The sequence below is a fragment of the Altererythrobacter chaiwopuensis genome, from assembly GCF_054957735.1.
In genome coordinates this window covers 711899-728264 of the sequence record NZ_JBTXJF010000001.1, presented here as the reverse complement: position 1 = coordinate 728264, position 16366 = coordinate 711899, and the positions used below count along the sequence as shown (strand labels likewise).

Sequence of the window (16366 nt, the reverse complement as noted above, 5' to 3'; positions counted from 1 at the left end):
CATCGGATAGCCATCGCCCCAATCGAGGCCTGAAATGGTCTGGGTATGGCTGGCAATGGACGGTGGATTATCGCGAGTCGCGAAAGTGCAACTCGCTCACTACCGGCCGGGCGATTTCAGCAGCGCCCCTCACTTTCGCAGCCACTGTTGTTATTACGGTCCCTGCGGATGTTTTCGCGCACTTCCCGCTCTTCCCGTTCCCATGCTTCCCTGGTCATGCAGATGCGCTTGGGAATCTTGCTGTCGAGCGTGTGCATATACCTGCATTTGATAGCGTCACCCTTGGCAACGGCGGGTTTGGCAGGCGTAGCGTCCTTGACGGACGGGCTTTCTGTCTTGGCGGGTGTCTCACCCGCGGGCGTTTCCTGCGGCGAGGATGCATGGCCAGGCACGGCAAATGCACCAAGAGTAATTGCAATGAAGGCTCCGACAACTGGATTCATGATTTTACCTCAAGCATGTTCTGCAAACTGGCCGGTCAACATCCGGCGATGATTCCTGGCAGTGATAGCCCTGCGGTTGCGAGTGGATCAATCAGCAAAGCCATTTTTGCGACTGTGTGACGCAAAAAAGAGGGCGACGGTTGCCCGCCGCCCTCTCTCGATTTCAGTGTGTAACGCTGTGCTATCAGAAGCGCAGGCGCACACCGGTATAGAAGCGGCGACCGAAGACGTCATAGACGTCGGCTGCCGTGTCCGCCCCGGTCACGTTGAAGGTCGTGCCCGTCAGGATGTTCGGAGCATCGGTATCGAGCAGATTGTCAACGCCGAAGTAGAACTCAGCCTTCTCGGTAACATTGAAGGTAGCGTTCATGTCAAGATAGAACTTCGCCGGAACTGATTCGACTTTAGGCTCTCCAAAGAACTGATCGTCTTCATAAGACTTGCCGATGTACGTACCGGTGAAGCCAATGCGGAAGTCATCGGTCTGGTAACGCATGTTCGCCGTGACGCGATCCTTCGCCGTGCCGATCTCGCCGTCCGAGGGATCCGGATCAGAATCGGGCAGGGAGAAGAAATTGTACTTGAGCAGGTGGGTGTAAGCCACACGGAACGAAAGACGATCGCCCTCCATCAGGCCAAGCGGCGTGTACCAGTTGGCAGTGAAGTCAAGCCCGGCGGTCTCCAGGACCGAGGCGTTGACCGCCAATGCATTGATCAGGTCGATCGATCCCGAACTGTTGACTGCGGTAGCAGTCGGGCGGCGGGTGATCAGATCACAGAAGGTCTGGTTGCCCTGGCCATAGCACTGGTCCAGCGTGAACTGCCGCGGGAAGCCGCCGATAACATCCTCGATCTTGATGTTGTAGTAGTCACCGGTCAGCGTCAGACGATCGAACACACCACCCAGCGATTGCGGCTGGATAACCGCGCCAACGGTCCATGAATCCGCGGTTTCTTCAAACAGGTTGGGGTTGCCGCCGTTGAAGCCGCTGATGCCCTGAATGTCGGCCTGGTTGAGCGTGAACACGCCATTTGCGGCAATATTCGCTGCTACGCCCGGATCGGCGCGGCAATTGTCGCCAACGGCCCCGCCACCGGTTGCACCGATGCCGTTGCAGGGATCGGTAAGCCCGCTCGGGAAGGTCTGCGAAAGACCCGCGAACAGTTCACCGACGTTCGGCGCACGCACAGCGCGCGACCAGGTTCCGCGAATGCGGATGTCATCAATCGGCTGCCAGGTGCCGGTTAAGCTGTAGCTCGAAACTCCGCCAACCGTGGAATAATCGGCGTAGCGGAACGAGCCGCCGAGTTCGAGTAGCTTAAAGCCGGGCGTGTCAGCCAGGATCGGCACGCGAACTTCGATGAAGCCTTCAGCAACGTCGAACGAACCCTGGGTGTCGGGCAGGACGTTACCGGCATTGAGGCCCGCATTGGTCAGTGCATCGTTGTCAGACAACGAGTTTTCCTTGCGGTATTCAAAGCCGGCAGCAATGCCAAGCGGACCAGCCGGAAGATCGAACAGGGAACCGGAAATGTTGCCCTGCACAACCTGCTGCTTGATCTTGGTCTGGAAGGTGCCCTGCGCAGCGATGAAATTGACTGCGCCCTGCGAAAGGCTGCCTTCACCGAAGATATTGGCAGGCGCACAACCGTTGGCCCTGGCTTCCGGATCGATACAGATCGCTTCGCCATTGATGCCATTGCCGTTTTCGTCAGCGGTTTCCACCATCACGGCAAGCGCGTCACGGAAGTTCACCACATTGACCTGGCCATTCGAAACCTGGTTCTCGGTAACCTGGCCGAAGTTGTAGCTCACATCCCAGCGGAAGCGATCGTCAAGTATCGAGCCGTCAAAGCCGACGACAAAGCGATAGAAATCACGCTCGGTTGAGCCGGTACGGTTGCCGAATTCCGACAGGCGGCGGACAAAGCCGATGTCACGCAGGCCATCGCCATTGCTGTCGGTTGCCGCTGCCAGGATTTCTGCAGGAACGAACGGATTGGCCACAATCGTGTTCGTGCCCGGCAGGTAGTTTTCTACGTTGAAGCCGCCGCCGGTCGGGAAGATGCCGTTGGCGCCGCCGGATTCGAGCGGGAACGGCTCGATGATACGCGACGATGACGTCTTGTTAAACGTGCCTTCGAAGAAGAAGTTGATATCATCTGCCACCGCATATTCGCCGGCTGCAGCAAACAGGAAGCGTTCCACCGGCACGGCCAGCGTACGGAAGTTCTGGCGGTTGAAGCCGTTGGGGCCAGTGCCCGAACCGATGGTTGCGTTACAGGTAGCACCATTGGTGGTGAAGCAGTTCTGCAACTGGCCATTGGGGTCATAGGTAAAGGTGCCGTTCGAAGTGATGAAACGGCCCTGCGGAGGGAAGCTCGAGAAGAAAGGCTCGACTTCCTCGCCCCATTCACCACCGAAGAAGACAGCCGATAGGCCGTCAACTCGCGTGTTCGCACGCTGGCGTGAGAGCAGGCCTTCCTCGTTCGAATAGCCGAAGTGGACCATGATGTTGCCATCGCCATTGGCGACATTGGTGCCGATGGTTGCGTTGAGCTGGTAACGGGCATCGTCACCCTGTTCGGTAAGGCCGTATTGCCCGCCGAACTCGACGCCTTCGAAATCCGTCTTGTAGATGAAGTTCACAACGCCGGCCATGGCGTCCGAACCGTAGAGCGACGAGGCGCCACCGGTAAGAATGTCAATCTGGCTGATGAACTGGGTCGGGATGACGTTAAGGTCGACGGTCGAAGAGCCGGCGAGCGAAGCAACAACGCGGCGGCCGTTGATCAGCACCAGCGTGCGGTTGGAACCGAGATCGCGAAGGTCGATCGTGGCAACGCCTGTGCCCGAGGTCAGGAAGGCCGAGTTGGTGCGGCTGAGGGCCGGGGTACCGAACACGGGATTTTCGAGCAGAAGCTCCTGGATGTTGGTGACGCCAGCATCCTCGATCTCGCCCTCACCAACGATCTGCAAAGGAGCGGGCGAATCAACTGTCGGCGACGCGATGCGTGAACCGGTAACGATGATCATCTGACCCTCGTCTTCCGATGCACCCGCCGCATCCTGCGCGAACGACGGAGTCGCTGCGATGGCAAGACCAACCGCGAGCGTACCAGCGCTTAGTCGAAGTTTAGTTGCAACTTTCATTTGCTTTCAAGCCCTTATGAATGGGGCAATCAAATGCATTGATTGCCGCGTTACCGGCCAGGACCCTCACAACAGACATCCGGAAAGGAGGTCGAAGATCCCAGTCGCTTCATCAGACTGAGTCAACGCCGCGCCACCCATCAACATGGGTACACCAAGTCACCAGTCCCTGACGGCGAATTAGTCCCAATGGCGTGCCCATGGAAAGCCAAACTGGGAAACTGGTTGAAAATGTCACGATCGGTGTAACACCATTGCAACACTGAAAATCTTGCGGATAGGCAAGCTTTGCGGCACTTTGGAAAACGAGGTTCGGCAGGCGTAGTTCAACCCGGCCGTTCTAATGGATGAGGTATCGAATTTTATGATCAAACACCCCGGATTTTCCCTTGGTATGCTGGTGGCTGTGCCGCTTTTTGCCGCCTCCGGTGCTCTTGCGGCCCAGGATGGCAGCAAAGGCCCGCAAGCGGATACGCCGGCGGTGATGGTAAAATTGTTCGATTGCCGCGAGATTGCCGATCCGCAGGAACGGCTCGCCTGTTACGATCAAGAGGTAAGCCGGGTGTTCGAGGCGCAGGCCACCAAGGAACTGGTCATCGCCGATCGCGAACAGGTCAATGAGACGAAGCGGGGGCTGTTCGGCTTCTCACTTCCCAAACTGGGCATTTTTGGCGGCGATGATGACAAGGATGAGGTTTCGTCGGTCACGCTTGAACTGGCAGGCGCGCGCAAGATGGCCAATGGGCGTTACGTCCTGACCATGCGGGATGGGGCCCAATGGATGCAGATTGATAACACGCCGGTGTTGCGCGATCCCGCAGCTGGCGAAGAGGTGACTATATCCAGGGCGTCCATGGGCAGTTTCATGGCCAAGGTCGGCACGCGCAGGTCGTTCAGGGTCAAGCGGGTCGATTGAACCGCGCCAGCTGCTCGACCTGATCGGGGCGGTCAGCTCCTTTGCGCGATCCGTCTCCGGCTTGCCTCAAATCTCATAGTTGACGCACACGTAAGCCGTGCCTAGGCGAGTGGCGATTTGAAACCCGCATGAGGACAGAGAGATGCCCGCAGCCTATATCGTAGAAGCCGTGAGAACCGCCGGTGGCCGCCGCGGCGGGCGCCTGGCAGGCGTCCATCCGGTCGATCTTGCCACCAGATCGCTCGATGCCATCATCGAGCGCAGCGGGATCGATCCCAATGCAGTCGACGATGTGATCATGGGCTGCGTCACCCAGGCGGGCGAGCAGGCGATGCAGGTGGGCCGCAACGCGGTGCTCGCCTCCAGGCACCTGCCGCAATCGACCCCGGCTGTGACGATCGATCGGCAGTGCGGTTCCAGCCAGCAGGCGATCCAGTTCGCCGCGCAGGCGGTGATGAGCGGCACGCAGGACGTGGTGATCGCCAGCGGCGTCGAAAGCATGAGCCGCGTGCCGATGGGAACCAGTGCCACCTTCCACATGAAGGAAGGCATGGGTCATTATAAATCGCCCGGCCTCGAAGCGAAATATCCCGGCATCCAGTGGAGCCAGTTCATGGGCGCCGAGATGATCGTCAAGAAGCACGGCCTGACCAAGGACGATCTCGACCGTTTCGCGCTCTCCAGCCACGAAAAGGCGATCGCCGCGACCCAGGCTGGTGCGTTTGACAAGGAAATCGTCCCGGTCGAAATCGAAACTCCGGAAGGCACTCAGATGCATACCGTGGACGAAGGCATCCGCTTCGATGCCTCGCTTGAAGGTATTGCGAGCGTGAAGCTGCTGAGCCCCGATGGCGCGATCACCGCCGCAAGCTCCAGCCAGATCTGCGACGGATCGAGCGCGGTGCTGGTGGTGAGTGAGGCGGCGCTCAAGGCTCATGGCCTGACCCCCATCGCCCGCATCCACAATTTGACCGTAACCGCGGGCGATCCGGTGATCATGCTGGAAGAGCCGCTGTTCGCAACCGATCGCGCGCTCCAGCGCGCGGGACTGAAAATCGAAGATATCGATCTTTATGAAGTCAACGAAGCTTTCGCCTCTGTGCCGCTTGCATGGCTCAAGCATACCGGCGCCGATCCTCAGCGGCTCAACGTGCATGGCGGCGCAATCGCGCTGGGCCACCCGCTTGGTGCATCGGGCGCCAAGCTGATGGCAACGCTGGTCCATGCGCTGCACCGCCACGGCAAGAAATATGGCTTGCAAACGATGTGCGAAGGCGGCGGGGTCGCCAATGTGACCATCGTAGAGGCACTCTAACTCATTCCAATATCGAGAGGAAAATACTGATGGAAGTTTCAGCCAACACCCCCGCAGTTGTAACCGGCGGTGCATCGGGCCTGGGCGCGGCCACCGCCCGCGCGCTGGCCGCCAAGGGCGCCAAGGTCGCCATCTTCGACATGAACGAGGAAAAGGGCAACGCCATGGCGGCCGAGATCGGCGGCGTGTTCTGCAAGGTCAATGTGACCAGCGACGACGATGTGGATGCCGGTTTCGCCAAGGCGCGCGAAGCGCATGGGCAGGAACGCATCCTGGTCAATTGCGCCGGTATCGGCAATGCCATCAAGACCGCCAGCCGCAGCAAGGAAGACGGTTCGATCAAGCACTTCCCGATTTCGGCCTTCGATTTCGTGATCCAGGTGAACCTGATCGGCACCTTCCGCTGCATTGCCAAGTCAGCCGCGGGTATGCTGACGCTTGAACCGCTGAGCGATGAGGGCGATCGCGGCGCGATCGTCAACACCGCTTCGGTTGCGGGCGAAGATGGCCAGATCGGCCAGGCGGCCTATTCGGCCTCCAAGGCGGGTGTTATCGGCATGACCTTGCCGATCGCGCGCGATCTGATGAACGAGGGCATCCGCGTCAACACCATCCTGCCGGGCATTTTCGATACCCCTCTGCTGGCAGCCGCGCCGCAGAACGTGCGCGATGCGCTGGCCGCGTCAGTGCCGTTCCCCAAGCGCCTCGGCATCCCCGAGGAATATGCCAAGCTCGCCATGTGCATGATCGAGACGGGCTATTTCAACGGCGAGGACGTGCGGCTCGACGGTGCGATTAGAATGGCCCCTCGCTAACGGGCGAATTCGTTATTGCGAGCCGCAGGCGAAGCAATCCATTTCCTGCCGATTCCTTGATCGGGAATGCGGCATTATGGATTGCCGCGTCGCCGCCTTCGCGTCTTCTCGCAATGACGGGCGATCAGTTTGAACCCCCGCCGCAGCTGGCGGGGGTTTTTGTTTGGCGGCCCCAGTGTCACCGGCGCTCCAACAGGCGCTTGATGCTTTCATGTCGCCGCCGCCCCGGCTTCTGCGTGGCCACTTCCACCTCCAGGGCGGTACGGATATTTCCGATCTCGCTGTCGGTAAGGTGCTCGATCCCGACGAATTCATTGCGCGCGGCCCGCGCGGAGCGAATGAGTTCATCAAGCTTCGCCTGGATCGCGGCCGCATCGCGGTTCTGCGAGTTCTGGATCAGGAAAACCATCAGGAATGTCGCGATCGTCGTACCCGTATTGACCACAAGCTGCCATGTATCCGACCATCCGAAGACTGGCCCGCTCAAGACCCATACCGTGATCACGATAAGGGCAAGCGCAAAGGAAGTCGGCTTGCCAGCGGCCAAAGCGGTTCGGGAAGCGAGTACCGTAAACAACCGTTCCATTACCGAACCTCCATTAGCGCGAAACAGGATCATATTATGTCCGGCCATATGCCGGTTGGGAATGCGCACAAGCGGAAGAATTGCGCACAGCTCGCGAATCCACCACCGCTTGCTTCATCGCTTTCCTATTCGAAGGCCAACGACTATCCAAATCGCACCATGACAATGCACGACTTCTCCCGCCAAGGTGAATTCACAATCCCGGCCTTTCAGCGGGCGGCTTTTTCATTATCAGGACAGTGTTCCATGTGTTCCATCCTGTAGGGTTTGAGGGAGAGAAAACGAGATGAGCAAATACACCCAGATCATGGTGGACAAGGCAGATGGCATCGCCACCATCACGCTCAATCGCCCGGAAAAGATGAACGCCTATACGCGGATCATGGGCCAGGAGATCATGGCCGCGATGGACGATATCGATGCCGATGACTCTGTTCGCGCGGTTATCTTTACCGGAGCGGGTGAGCGCGCGTTCTGCGCAGGCGCCGATTTGACGCCCGAAGGTGGCGGGCACGTGTTTTCCGATCCGACGCAGGTCGACGACCTTTCCGATGAGCGCGTGCGCGACGGCGGAGGGCGGCTGACCCTGCGACTGTTCGATTCGAAGAAGCCGCTGATTTCGGCCTGCAACGGCGTGGCCGTGGGCGTGGGCGCGACGATGCAGTTGGCGATGGATATTCGCCTCGCGAGCGAGACTGCGCGCTATGGTTTTGTCTTTGCGCGGCGCGGGATCGTGCCCGAAGCGTGCTCAAGCTGGTTCCTGCCGCGGATCGTGGGGATCAGCCAGGCACTCGAATGGTGTTATAGCGGGCGGGTGTTCGATGCGCGCGAAGCGCTGGCTGGCCGGCTGGTCCGTTCGGTCCATCCGCAGGGCGAACTGATGGATACGGCAAGGGAGCTGGCGCGCGAGATTGCCGACAATACCTCGGCCGTGTCGGTGGCGATGACCCGCGCGATGATGTGGCGCCTGCCTTCGGGCGATCATCCGATGGACGCGCACAGGGTCGACAGCCGCGCGATCTATCGCTTGTCGCGCGGGGCCGACGCCAGGGAAGGGATCGCCAGCTTCCTCGAGAAGCGAGCGCCGCAATATCCGGGCAAGGTGAGCGAGGATATGCCTGACTTCTATCCCTGGTGGGACGAGCCGGAATATCGCTGAAATGGCTCCACCCTCTTGCCAGCGCCGATGGTTACATTAGTAACCTTGCCTGATGGGTGAACGGGCACAATCAAACGCGCATCCGGCGAACGGGCGGCTGGCGGATTTTCTGCCATACCAGCTGTCGGTCACGTCGAATGCGGTCAGCAGCTGGATCGCAGGCGCATACCGCGCCAGGTTCGGGCTGAAGATCGCCGAATGGCGGGTGATGGCGGTGCTGGGCGATTGCGGCGCGGCGACCCAGCGCGAACTGACCGATGCGACCTTGATGGACAAGGTGGCCGTCAATCGCGCTTGCAAGGTGCTGGAGGATCGCAATCTCGCCGCGCGCCGCCCCAATGCCGGGGATGGCCGTTCGCACCTGCTCGAACTGACCGGCGAGGGCAGGGCGGTGCACGACGAGGTTATGCCCATGGCCCGCGCGATGGAAGCGGAGATCTTCTCCACTCTGGCCGATGCCGAACGTGAACAGTTGCGCGGTTTGCTGCGCCGACTGTTCGAACAGACCGAAAGCATGCGGCCCTCCTCGCGTTCCTGACGCGAAGCGGGCCGGCTAGCCGTTAAGCCGGTGGGTTTAGCTCCCCGGCGGGCCGTCCGCGAATGCGTCGGCGATCGAACAGGCCGCCGGGCCAAGGATCACGACGAACAGCACCGGCAGGATGAACAGGATCAGCGGCACGGTCATGATCGCGGGCAGCCTGGCCGCCTTCTCTTCCGCGCGCATCATGCGCTCGTTGCGGAATTCGGCTGACAGCACGCGCAGGGCCGAGGCCAGCGGCGTACCATAGCGTTCGGTCTGGATCATGGTGGTAACAACGCCGCGGATCGCATCAAGGTTTACGCGATAGGCAAGATTGCTGAAGGCTTTCTTGCGTTCGTTGAGGAAGGAAAGCTCGATCGCGGTCAGCGCGAATTCGTCACCCAGTTCGGGATAGGCACGGCCCAGTTCCTTGGCCACCCGGTTGAACGCCGCATCGACCGTCAGGCCGGCCTCGGCGCAGATCACCAGCAAGTCGAGCGCATCGGGCAGGCCCTTGCGAATCTCGTCGGTACGCTTGCTGGCCTTGTTCTTGAGGAAAATTTCAGGCCCTTTGTAGCCAATGAAGATCGCGGCTGCCATCGCCATGACCTTCTTCATCTCCCATTCGGGATAGATCTGGACTACATAGAGCAGCACGAATGCGGTAAGGCCAAGCACCACCGGCAGGATCATGCGTGCGCCGATGACGTAGACCGCCAGTTCCTTGTTGCGATAGCCGGCATGGGCCAGCTTTTGCTGGATCGCCAGGATCTGGCTCTGCTGGAGGACCTTCATGCCTTCCAGCTGCTGTTTCATCCTATCGGTCGCGTCGGTCCTGCGCACCAGGCTGGTGCGCTTCTTGGCGCTCGAGGTGACGATTCCCGCCTTTAGTTCTTCGCGGCGATCGTTGAGCGATTTGACACGTTTGGCCATCGGATCCTTCACGGTGATCGCGGCATAAACCGCCATCAACACGGCAAAGGCGGCGATTCCGGCAAGGATCGTTCCGACGAGGATGACGTCGAAGCCGAGAAGCGTGGGTCCGGACGGGGTATTGAACATGATTTCCGTTTCCCTCGCTTAGATCTCGAAGCTGACCATTTTGGCCATGATGAATGCGCCGATGGACATCCAGACGCCGCCGCCGAGCCCGGCAACGATCAGGCGGTCATCGCTGAAGAAGCCACCAAGATAATCGGGATTGATCCAGTAGATCAGGCCGAAGACGATGAATGGCAGAGAACCAACGATGTAGGCGGAGGCTTTCGATTCCGAGCTCATCGCGCGGATCTTGAGCTTCATCTGCGCTCGTTTGCGCAGCACGTCAGACAGGTTCGAAAGTGTTTCTGCCAGATTGCCGCCGGTCTCGCGCTGGATCGCCAGTGTGATGGTGAAGAAGTTGAATTCGGGGATGCCCAGCCTGTCGGCCGTTTCCTGCAGCGATTCCTCCATTGTCCGGCCGATCTTGATCCGCTCGACGATGGACTTGAATTCCTCTCCAACCGGCCCAGGCACTTCCTGTGCCACCACGGCTAGTGTTTCGGTGACGGGCAAGCCCGAACGCAGGCCACGGACCAGCAATTCGATCCCGTCGGAAAATTTGGTGATGAAGCCATTGGTGCGGCGATTGATGAAATGTCTCACCACGAGGTGGGGGATTCCCGCCCCGATAAGCACGCCGATGCCCAGCGACAGCAGCAGGGCGCCCGAACGCAGGTAGATGATCACGGCGACGAACAGGGCAAGGCCGGCTGATGCATAGAGATATTGCGGCAGGGTCCATTTCTTGCCGGTGCGGTGGAGACGCGTCTCGAGCGCTTCGATCCGCGAGCCCGATCCAGCAACCTTGTGCACTTTCGGCTTGCGCGCCGCGATCGCCTTTTTCAGCTGCGATTCAACTTTGGTATCTGTGCTTTCGGAATGACGATAGCGCACCGCCTCCAGTCGGCGATGACCGGCCTTGCCGGCCGAGGTGCCGGTTGCGAGCATATAGCCAACAACCAGAACCGCCATGACTACACCGCTCAGAAGCAGGAGCTGGAGAATGTCCATGCGAATTTCCCGCCTTTCCTTCTCTTCAAGACATCATTCACCGGTCACGGGGCGGCCTGGCCCGCGCAAAACGCGCGCAAGACCGGCCCCGCTTCAGGTTATCCGGCTTCCGCCGGCACGACTTCGGACTTGTCCTTCTTCGCCAACAGCGATTTCAGGTCAAAATTGCCCAGCAGTGACTTCTTCGCTCCCTTGCCGGTCGTGAAATCTTCACTGCTTGCGCCCATCACCCGCTCGCCAATCTGCTTGATCGTGGCAGTTGCGCGGCTTGACCGATTGGCTTGAACGAAGGTCTGGCCAAGCTTGGCCGCATTGGCCGCAGCCTTGGCATCAAACGGGATCGAGAAGTCGATCTCGCGCTCGATCGAGGCCTCGAAATCGGCCTTGCTGATTTCGGCGGCGCCCGATTGGACCTTGTTGGCTACCACCATTGTGTGGGTATGTGCCGCATTGGTCTTCAGCCAGGAGAGGATGCGAATGGTGTCGCGTGCCGAAGCGAGCGTCATTTCCGCCATCAGGATCACCAGGTTCACATCCGACAGAACATGCGGGAAGTTGATCAGCATGTTGCGCGGCAGGTCGACCACCGTCATTTCGAACGCCTGGCGGAACTCTTCCTCCAGCTGCACGAATGCGGCGCCATCGGTCATCAGCGGTGAATTGATCGGAGCCTCTGCCGAAAGGATCGACAGATTGTCATTGGCGCGGATCATGGCACGTTCGATGAACAGCCCGTCGATGCGGCTCGGATTGTCAATCGCATCGGTCAACCCGCGGCCTGGCTCCAGGTCGAGAGTCAGGGCACCGGTGCCGAAGTGAACATCCAGATCCAGCAGCGCTGTGGGCGATTTGTGCTCGTCGCTGAACAGCCATGCGAGCGAGGTCGCGAGAGTGGAGGCACCCACACCGCCGCGTGTTCCGATGATGGCTGTTGAAATGTGGTGCTTGACCACTTCACCATCCTGGTTGCGCGGAGCAGAGAACACCGCCTGCGCCTGGTTCAGCGCATCGCGTACCTGGCCCGCCGAAAGGGGCTTGAGCAGGTAGTCGTGAATGCCGCTCGCGAGCAGATCGCGATAGAGCCGCACATCATTGACCTGCCCGATCGCGATCACCACCGTTCCGGGCTCGCAAACTTCGGCCAGGCCGTTGATGTCATTGAGCGGATCGCCGCTTTCCGACAGGTCGACCAGCAAGATGTTGGGGCTGGCGCTGACGCTCAGCGATTGCACTGCATTGCGCAAGCCGCCCTTGTTGCACTTCTCCGGCTGCCAGCCCATTTCGATAACCACCGGGCGCAGCACGTCCAGTGCGGCGTCATCGCAGATATAGGCGGCGAATGGGTCGCGGTTGCCGGACATCCCGGATTTCCAAGGCGCATTCATGGCTTAATTCCCTCCGGTTTCGTTATTGGTGAGGCCGTCAGCCCCGGTAGGAGCCTGCTCGCGATAAGTTGCAATCGCCTTGGTCGAGCTCATGATCACGGTTTCACCGGTCCCCTTCTGCCCTTCGATCAGGTCTTCGGGATTGGCGACCATTGCGGCCAGATTGCTGTTGACGGCACAGCCGTAACCCGGGCTGGTCGCATTGTTGTAGTTCATGTCCGACTTGGCTGACCAATCGGGGCAGCCGGGCACGGCAGCCGTCGAACGGGTCAGGACCACGCGGGCATAACCCGGTTGCACCGCGCCAGATGTCAGTGGCGCGCCGCTATCGACCAGGATGCCGCGACGACCGGCGAGTTCAGACACCGCTTCGCGTGTTGCATCGCTTGCCAGCGGGTCATCTATCGACACGCGGTCGCCATATCCCAGCTCCATTGCGTCGAACCAGCTGTCAAGTCGTTGCTGTTCGGGAATGGTCAGCCCGCTCTGGCTGGTGCGGACATCAAATGTATAGCTGGAGCGTTCAACCACTGGCTGTTTGACGCTGTAGAGGCTCTTGTTTGTGGCCACGCCACCGCAGCCACCCAGCACCAAGCCGAGCGAGAGGGCAAGGGCAAATGCCGGGGCCTTGGCCAGCTTGCTGTGTTTTGCAAAGGGCATTGTTCTTACCTTTCCCGATTAGAGGCTGAAACCAGGGGTCGCAGCGTCAGCGCGGCGATCCTTGTTCGCTTCGTCATTGCTTGTCCGGCGCGGTGCATCCGCATCCGGGTTTACTTCGCCTATGGTGGGCGCCGGAGCCTGTTTGTTGACTGCCGAGGGGCCAGGGCGCTGCGCTCCGCTGACACCGTCGTTTTCGCGATACCCAAGCAGCTGTTGCAGCTCGCTCGAAGCACGGAAGCCGTCGGTCGGCAGCTTGATGTCGCCATCGTTGACCGGCTTCACGAGATAGGGCGTTACGACAATGACCAGTTCGGTTTCGCCACGGCGGAACGAGCGCGAGCGGAACAGATTGCCGAGGATCGGCAGATCGCCAACTCCAGGTGCCTTGTCGATCGTGTTCTGGGCATTGTTGTTCATCAGCCCGGCAATCATGAAACTCTGGCCAGAGCCGAGTTCAACGGTCGTTTCCGCACGCCGAATGGTCAGGGCGGGAATCTGGAAGCCGTTAACGGTCACCGCGCCCTGGCTCGAAAGCTCGGACACTTCGGGGCGCACGCGGATCGAAATCCGCCCGTTCGCCAGCACAGTCGGAGTATAGGACAGGCTTACCCCAAATTTACGATATTCGATCGAAGTCGCGCCCAGCCCCTGGCTGGTCGGGATCGGGAATTCGCCGCCGGCGAGGAAATCCGCCGTTTCGCCCGAAAGCGCAGTCAAATTGGGCTGCGAAATCGTGGTTACCAGGCCATTACGTTCAGCCAGGTCAAGCGCACCGGCCAGATCAAGGCCAAGGAACTTGCCAAGGCCGGCCACGGTGGTGCCGCCTGGGTTCTGGGTTACCAGCGACGAACCATCGGTTGCTTCGGTTCCGCCGGTGAATACACCAGCACCAGGGGTCCATTGCGGCATGACGCCTTCGCGGCCGGTGGCAACACCGAACTGGAAGCCGTCGGTGCCGTCGAACGTGCTCAGATTGCCGCCCAGTGTGCGCACCAGCGAACGGCTCACTTCGGCAAAGCGAACTTGCAGGTTGACCTGCAGCGGCGTTGCCATCTTGAAGCGGCTGATCACATTGGTTTCGTCACCGACGAAGGCCTGCACCAGGCGCTCGGCCTCGGCAGCATCTTCCGGCGCCTTGACGGTGCCGGTCAGCAGCACTGTGTTGGTGCCCATGGTGGCGACGCCGATCTTGGCTTCGGGCATCGCCAGCGCCAGCATCTGGTCGATGCTGTCGATGTTGGAGCCGACGCGAATATTGGCTGACCAGATCACATCGCCGCGGCTGTTGCTGGCATAGATGGTGGTTTCGCCACCGGCCTTGCCGAAAACATACAGCTGGCGCTGCGATTTGACCTGGACATCGGCCACCGAATCGTTGGCGATGAAGACATCGGACATGGCGCCGGGGATGGTGATCAGTTCACCACGGCCGATCGAAATCACGATATCGGCGGCCGGGCTGGATACCGACTGCGCTGTAGCAGTGGTGGCCGGCACCGCAGCGAGCGGCGCAATGGCCAGGCTCGCAAGCAGCAATTTGGCAGTCAGGCGGCGTTTCATGGTTGTGCCCCTCGTTTGAATTCGATGCTCCGTGTTGGCGGAGTTGGCGTATGTGTGGCTGGTCATGTCCGGTCTCCTCAATTGACCAGCAGCGAACCGGCGACCGGCACGGTGCGGCCACCTTCGGCCATTGCGGCGGATTGGCGGTTCACAAGCGCTCTGGCCCCGCCGGCAACCGGCTCGACCGTGGTCTGCTTGCCGCGGGAGACGCGGACGACCGGGCCCGAGTAGACCGGGGCGCTCGTACCGCCGCCACCGCGCGAGGAGTTCGTCGCGGGCATCGAATGACGCTGGAAGCGCGACACATCACCACCGGTGCTGAAGGTCGAGCCCTTGTCGTTCGGGCGGCCCATAGCGGTACGGATCAGGCGGGCTTCCTCTTCCGGAGTCGCGCTTTCGGGGATCACTACGTCGCCCGAAGCGATCGCCATTTCGAGTTCGGCCTGGTTGTCCGCGATCGAACGCAGCGCCAGGCTGAGCGTGCCGATGGTCTGCGCCACGGCAACCTTCTCGGCGATCTTCGGGGTCACTTCCAGCGTAACGGTGCGGAAGGCGCGAACAATTGTTTTGCCGTTTTCATCGGAAGTTTGTTCAGTCGACTGGTCGGTTGCGAGCACGCGCAGGTTGCGCAGCACTGTTTCGGCAGCCTTGAGGTCCTGGCCATCTTCACCCTTGACCGTCTGGGTCAGTACCAGGTCAACACGGTCGCCTGGGAATACAAAGCCGGCGACACCGGTCTTTGCGGACACGGGAACCGTTACGGCACGCATGCCCGGGCCAAGCGCTGCAGCCAGGAATCCGCGGTCTCCAGGGGCGACAAGCGAGCCCTGGGTCACCGGTTCACCGGCAGTGATTGAATGGCGCACAACGGTGCCGAGCAACTGGTTTATGTCGGACTCGCCATCGATGAAATAGGCATCCTGCACCAGCTCTTCCGGCCATTGCTGGAAGCTCATTGCATCTGCAGTAATGATGGTGCCGGTTGGCAGTGCGCGCTGCGCGACCAGCACCTTGGGCCCTTTGGGGACCGGTGCGGCCACCGCTTCGGGTGCCGAATTTCCGGTAAACATGCTCCGCGCTGCCAGTGCCGTGCCGATCGCGATGACCAGCGCTACGAGCAGCAAAACCAGCTTCTTCCTATCCATGGCTATTCTAGCCCCCTAGTTCGGCCCGATCTCATGCGGGCGGGAATGGTTCATTCGTTTATGCTTGAACTGGTTAAAATCAGGTTCATCGCAATCCGGCGGCCTGGCTCGCCCCCGGCAGATATTGTGTTCCCAGCACCCACAATCCGCCGATTGCGATGGCGACCCCGTAAGGCACTTTGATGCGATCTCGCTGGCGCCGCATGACATGCCAGCTGCCCACGACGATGGTCAGAAGGCCGCCGGCCAGCGCCATCACGATGAGCAGTTTCAGAAACCAGCTTGGCTCGATCCACAGCGCCAGTGCGGTCAGCAGCTTCACATCGCCGCCGCCCATCATCTTGAGCGCGAAGAGGCCTGCCAGAACAGCAAAGGCCGCCAGGGCCACACCCAGCTGGATCGCCACGTCAGGCCACAGCGAAAGCCCGCTCGACCACCAGAACAGTGGCGCAGCCAGCGCAACGCCAGCGTTCAACCAATTGTCGATCTGGCGGCGGCGCAGGTCAGTGAATGCGGCAATCAGCAGCGCGATTGCCAAGCCGACCAGCAGTCCGTAGTGGAAATATTCGCCCAGCATGTGGCCCCCATTGGTTCCCCGTGGAGACTCTTGCTAGAGGATAGCACTTACCAAAAAGTAACCACGCCCGGAGGGTTGA

General features: G+C 60.4%; 15 protein-coding genes. 5 read left to right on the top strand and 10 right to left on the bottom strand.

Going from position 1 to position 16366, the window contains the following annotated elements:
* Positions 1 to 116: 116 nt before the first annotated feature.
* Both ACX3VQ_RS03635 and ACX3VQ_RS03630 read right to left on the bottom strand, forming a co-directional pair.
* Positions 117 to 443 carry a hypothetical protein gene (locus ACX3VQ_RS03635; protein WP_462579588.1) on the bottom strand — a complete coding sequence of 109 codons (327 nt, stop codon included), beginning with the start codon at positions 441 to 443 and terminating at the stop codon, positions 117 to 119.
* Positions 444 to 627: 184 nt separating this feature from the next.
* Entirely contained in the window at positions 628 to 3597 is a 2970-nt protein-coding gene (locus ACX3VQ_RS03630) for a TonB-dependent receptor domain-containing protein (RefSeq protein WP_462579586.1), read from the bottom strand.
* 364 nt (positions 3598 to 3961) lie between these two features.
* Here ACX3VQ_RS03630 and ACX3VQ_RS03625 point away from each other — a divergent pair, with 364 nt between their 5' ends.
* From ACX3VQ_RS03625 to ACX3VQ_RS03615, 3 genes are all read left to right on the top strand, one after another.
* Positions 3962 to 4513 carry a hypothetical protein gene (locus ACX3VQ_RS03625; protein WP_462579585.1) on the top strand — a complete coding sequence of 184 codons (552 nt, stop codon included), beginning with the start codon at positions 3962 to 3964 and terminating at the stop codon, positions 4511 to 4513.
* A gap of 142 nt (positions 4514 to 4655) precedes the next feature.
* Positions 4656 to 5828 (top strand): acetyl-CoA C-acetyltransferase, encoded by a 1173-nt coding sequence (locus tag ACX3VQ_RS03620; RefSeq protein ID WP_462579584.1) that lies wholly within the window; start codon positions 4656 to 4658, stop codon positions 5826 to 5828.
* Positions 5829 to 5857: 29 nt separating this feature from the next.
* Positions 5858 to 6643, top strand: a complete 786-nt coding sequence (locus tag ACX3VQ_RS03615) for an SDR family NAD(P)-dependent oxidoreductase (protein ID WP_462579582.1) — start codon at positions 5858 to 5860, stop codon at positions 6641 to 6643.
* A 178-nt stretch (positions 6644 to 6821) separates the two neighbouring features.
* Here the strand turns inward: ACX3VQ_RS03615 and ACX3VQ_RS03610 are convergent, their stop codons facing one another.
* The gene (locus tag ACX3VQ_RS03610) at positions 6822 to 7229 is read right to left on the bottom strand and encodes a low affinity iron permease family protein (protein ID WP_462579580.1); all 408 of its coding nucleotides are present in this window, start codon (positions 7227 to 7229) and stop codon (positions 6822 to 6824) included.
* A gap of 286 nt (positions 7230 to 7515) precedes the next feature.
* On the opposite strand from ACX3VQ_RS03610, the gene ACX3VQ_RS03605 reads away from it, so the two are divergent.
* Together ACX3VQ_RS03605 and ACX3VQ_RS03600 are read left to right on the top strand one after the other, a co-directional pair.
* Positions 7516 to 8388, top strand: a complete 873-nt coding sequence (locus ACX3VQ_RS03605) for a crotonase/enoyl-CoA hydratase family protein (RefSeq protein ID WP_462579579.1) — start codon at positions 7516 to 7518, stop codon at positions 8386 to 8388.
* Between the two features lie 52 nt (positions 8389 to 8440).
* Positions 8441 to 8926 (top strand): MarR family winged helix-turn-helix transcriptional regulator, encoded by a 486-nt coding sequence (locus ACX3VQ_RS03600; RefSeq protein WP_462579578.1) that lies wholly within the window; start codon positions 8441 to 8443, stop codon positions 8924 to 8926.
* A 36-nt stretch (positions 8927 to 8962) separates the two neighbouring features.
* Here ACX3VQ_RS03600 and ACX3VQ_RS03595 read toward each other — a convergent pair whose 3' ends face one another.
* From ACX3VQ_RS03595 to ACX3VQ_RS03565, 7 genes are all read right to left on the bottom strand, one after another.
* Positions 8963 to 9970 (bottom strand): type II secretion system F family protein, encoded by a 1008-nt coding sequence (locus ACX3VQ_RS03595; protein ID WP_462571489.1) that lies wholly within the window; start codon positions 9968 to 9970, stop codon positions 8963 to 8965.
* 18 nt (positions 9971 to 9988) lie between these two features.
* Complete coding sequence (locus tag ACX3VQ_RS03590; protein ID WP_462571490.1) at positions 9989 to 10960, bottom strand: type II secretion system F family protein; 972 nt, start codon at positions 10958 to 10960, stop codon at positions 9989 to 9991.
* 98 nt (positions 10961 to 11058) lie between these two features.
* Entirely contained in the window at positions 11059 to 12345 is a 1287-nt protein-coding gene (locus tag ACX3VQ_RS03585) for a pilus assembly protein CpaE (protein ID WP_462571491.1), read from the bottom strand.
* Between the two features lie 3 nt (positions 12346 to 12348).
* A complete protein-coding gene (locus tag ACX3VQ_RS03580) occupies positions 12349 to 13005 on the bottom strand; it encodes a CpaD family pilus assembly protein (protein ID WP_462579577.1) in 657 nt (218 codons plus the stop codon).
* 18 nt (positions 13006 to 13023) lie between these two features.
* Complete coding sequence (locus ACX3VQ_RS03575; protein WP_462579576.1) at positions 13024 to 14565, bottom strand: type II and III secretion system protein family protein; 1542 nt, start codon at positions 14563 to 14565, stop codon at positions 13024 to 13026.
* A 77-nt stretch (positions 14566 to 14642) separates the two neighbouring features.
* A complete protein-coding gene (gene cpaB / locus ACX3VQ_RS03570; protein WP_462579575.1) occupies positions 14643 to 15710 on the bottom strand; it encodes a Flp pilus assembly protein CpaB in 1068 nt (355 codons plus the stop codon).
* A gap of 85 nt (positions 15711 to 15795) precedes the next feature.
* Complete coding sequence (locus ACX3VQ_RS03565) at positions 15796 to 16287, bottom strand: A24 family peptidase (protein WP_462579574.1); 492 nt, start codon at positions 16285 to 16287, stop codon at positions 15796 to 15798.
* Between the last annotated feature and the right edge of the window lie 79 nt (positions 16288 to 16366).

What these genes read in the sequence shown, in the direction of transcription:
- ACX3VQ_RS03575 (WP_462579576.1), bottom strand. Translation starts at nt 14,565, where the DNA reads ATGAAACGCCGCCTGACTGCCAAATTGCTGCTTGCGAGCCTGGCCATT.
- ACX3VQ_RS03630 (WP_462579586.1), bottom strand. Translation starts at nt 3,597, where the DNA reads ATGAAAGTTGCAACTAAACTTCGACTAAGCGCTGGTACGCTCGCGGTT.
- ACX3VQ_RS03590 (WP_462571490.1), bottom strand. Translation starts at nt 10,960, where the DNA reads ATGGACATTCTCCAGCTCCTGCTTCTGAGCGGTGTAGTCATGGCGGTT.
- ACX3VQ_RS03595 (WP_462571489.1), bottom strand. Translation starts at nt 9,970, where the DNA reads ATGTTCAATACCCCGTCCGGACCCACGCTTCTCGGCTTCGACGTCATC.
- ACX3VQ_RS03635 (WP_462579588.1), bottom strand. Translation starts at nt 443, where the DNA reads ATGAATCCAGTTGTCGGAGCCTTCATTGCAATTACTCTTGGTGCATTT.
- ACX3VQ_RS03615 (WP_462579582.1), top strand. Translation starts at nt 5,858, where the DNA reads ATGGAAGTTTCAGCCAACACCCCCGCAGTTGTAACCGGCGGTGCATCG.
- ACX3VQ_RS03625 (WP_462579585.1), top strand. Translation starts at nt 3,962, where the DNA reads ATGATCAAACACCCCGGATTTTCCCTTGGTATGCTGGTGGCTGTGCCG.
- ACX3VQ_RS03620 (WP_462579584.1), top strand. Translation starts at nt 4,656, where the DNA reads ATGCCCGCAGCCTATATCGTAGAAGCCGTGAGAACCGCCGGTGGCCGC.
- ACX3VQ_RS03565 (WP_462579574.1), bottom strand. Translation starts at nt 16,287, where the DNA reads ATGCTGGGCGAATATTTCCACTACGGACTGCTGGTCGGCTTGGCAATC.
- cpaB (WP_462579575.1), bottom strand. Translation starts at nt 15,710, where the DNA reads ATGGATAGGAAGAAGCTGGTTTTGCTGCTCGTAGCGCTGGTCATCGCG.
- ACX3VQ_RS03610 (WP_462579580.1), bottom strand. Translation starts at nt 7,229, where the DNA reads ATGGAACGGTTGTTTACGGTACTCGCTTCCCGAACCGCTTTGGCCGCT.
- ACX3VQ_RS03585 (WP_462571491.1), bottom strand. Translation starts at nt 12,345, where the DNA reads ATGAATGCGCCTTGGAAATCCGGGATGTCCGGCAACCGCGACCCATTC.
- ACX3VQ_RS03605 (WP_462579579.1), top strand. Translation starts at nt 7,516, where the DNA reads ATGAGCAAATACACCCAGATCATGGTGGACAAGGCAGATGGCATCGCC.
- ACX3VQ_RS03600 (WP_462579578.1), top strand. Translation starts at nt 8,441, where the DNA reads ATGGGTGAACGGGCACAATCAAACGCGCATCCGGCGAACGGGCGGCTG.
- ACX3VQ_RS03580 (WP_462579577.1), bottom strand. Translation starts at nt 13,005, where the DNA reads ATGCCCTTTGCAAAACACAGCAAGCTGGCCAAGGCCCCGGCATTTGCC.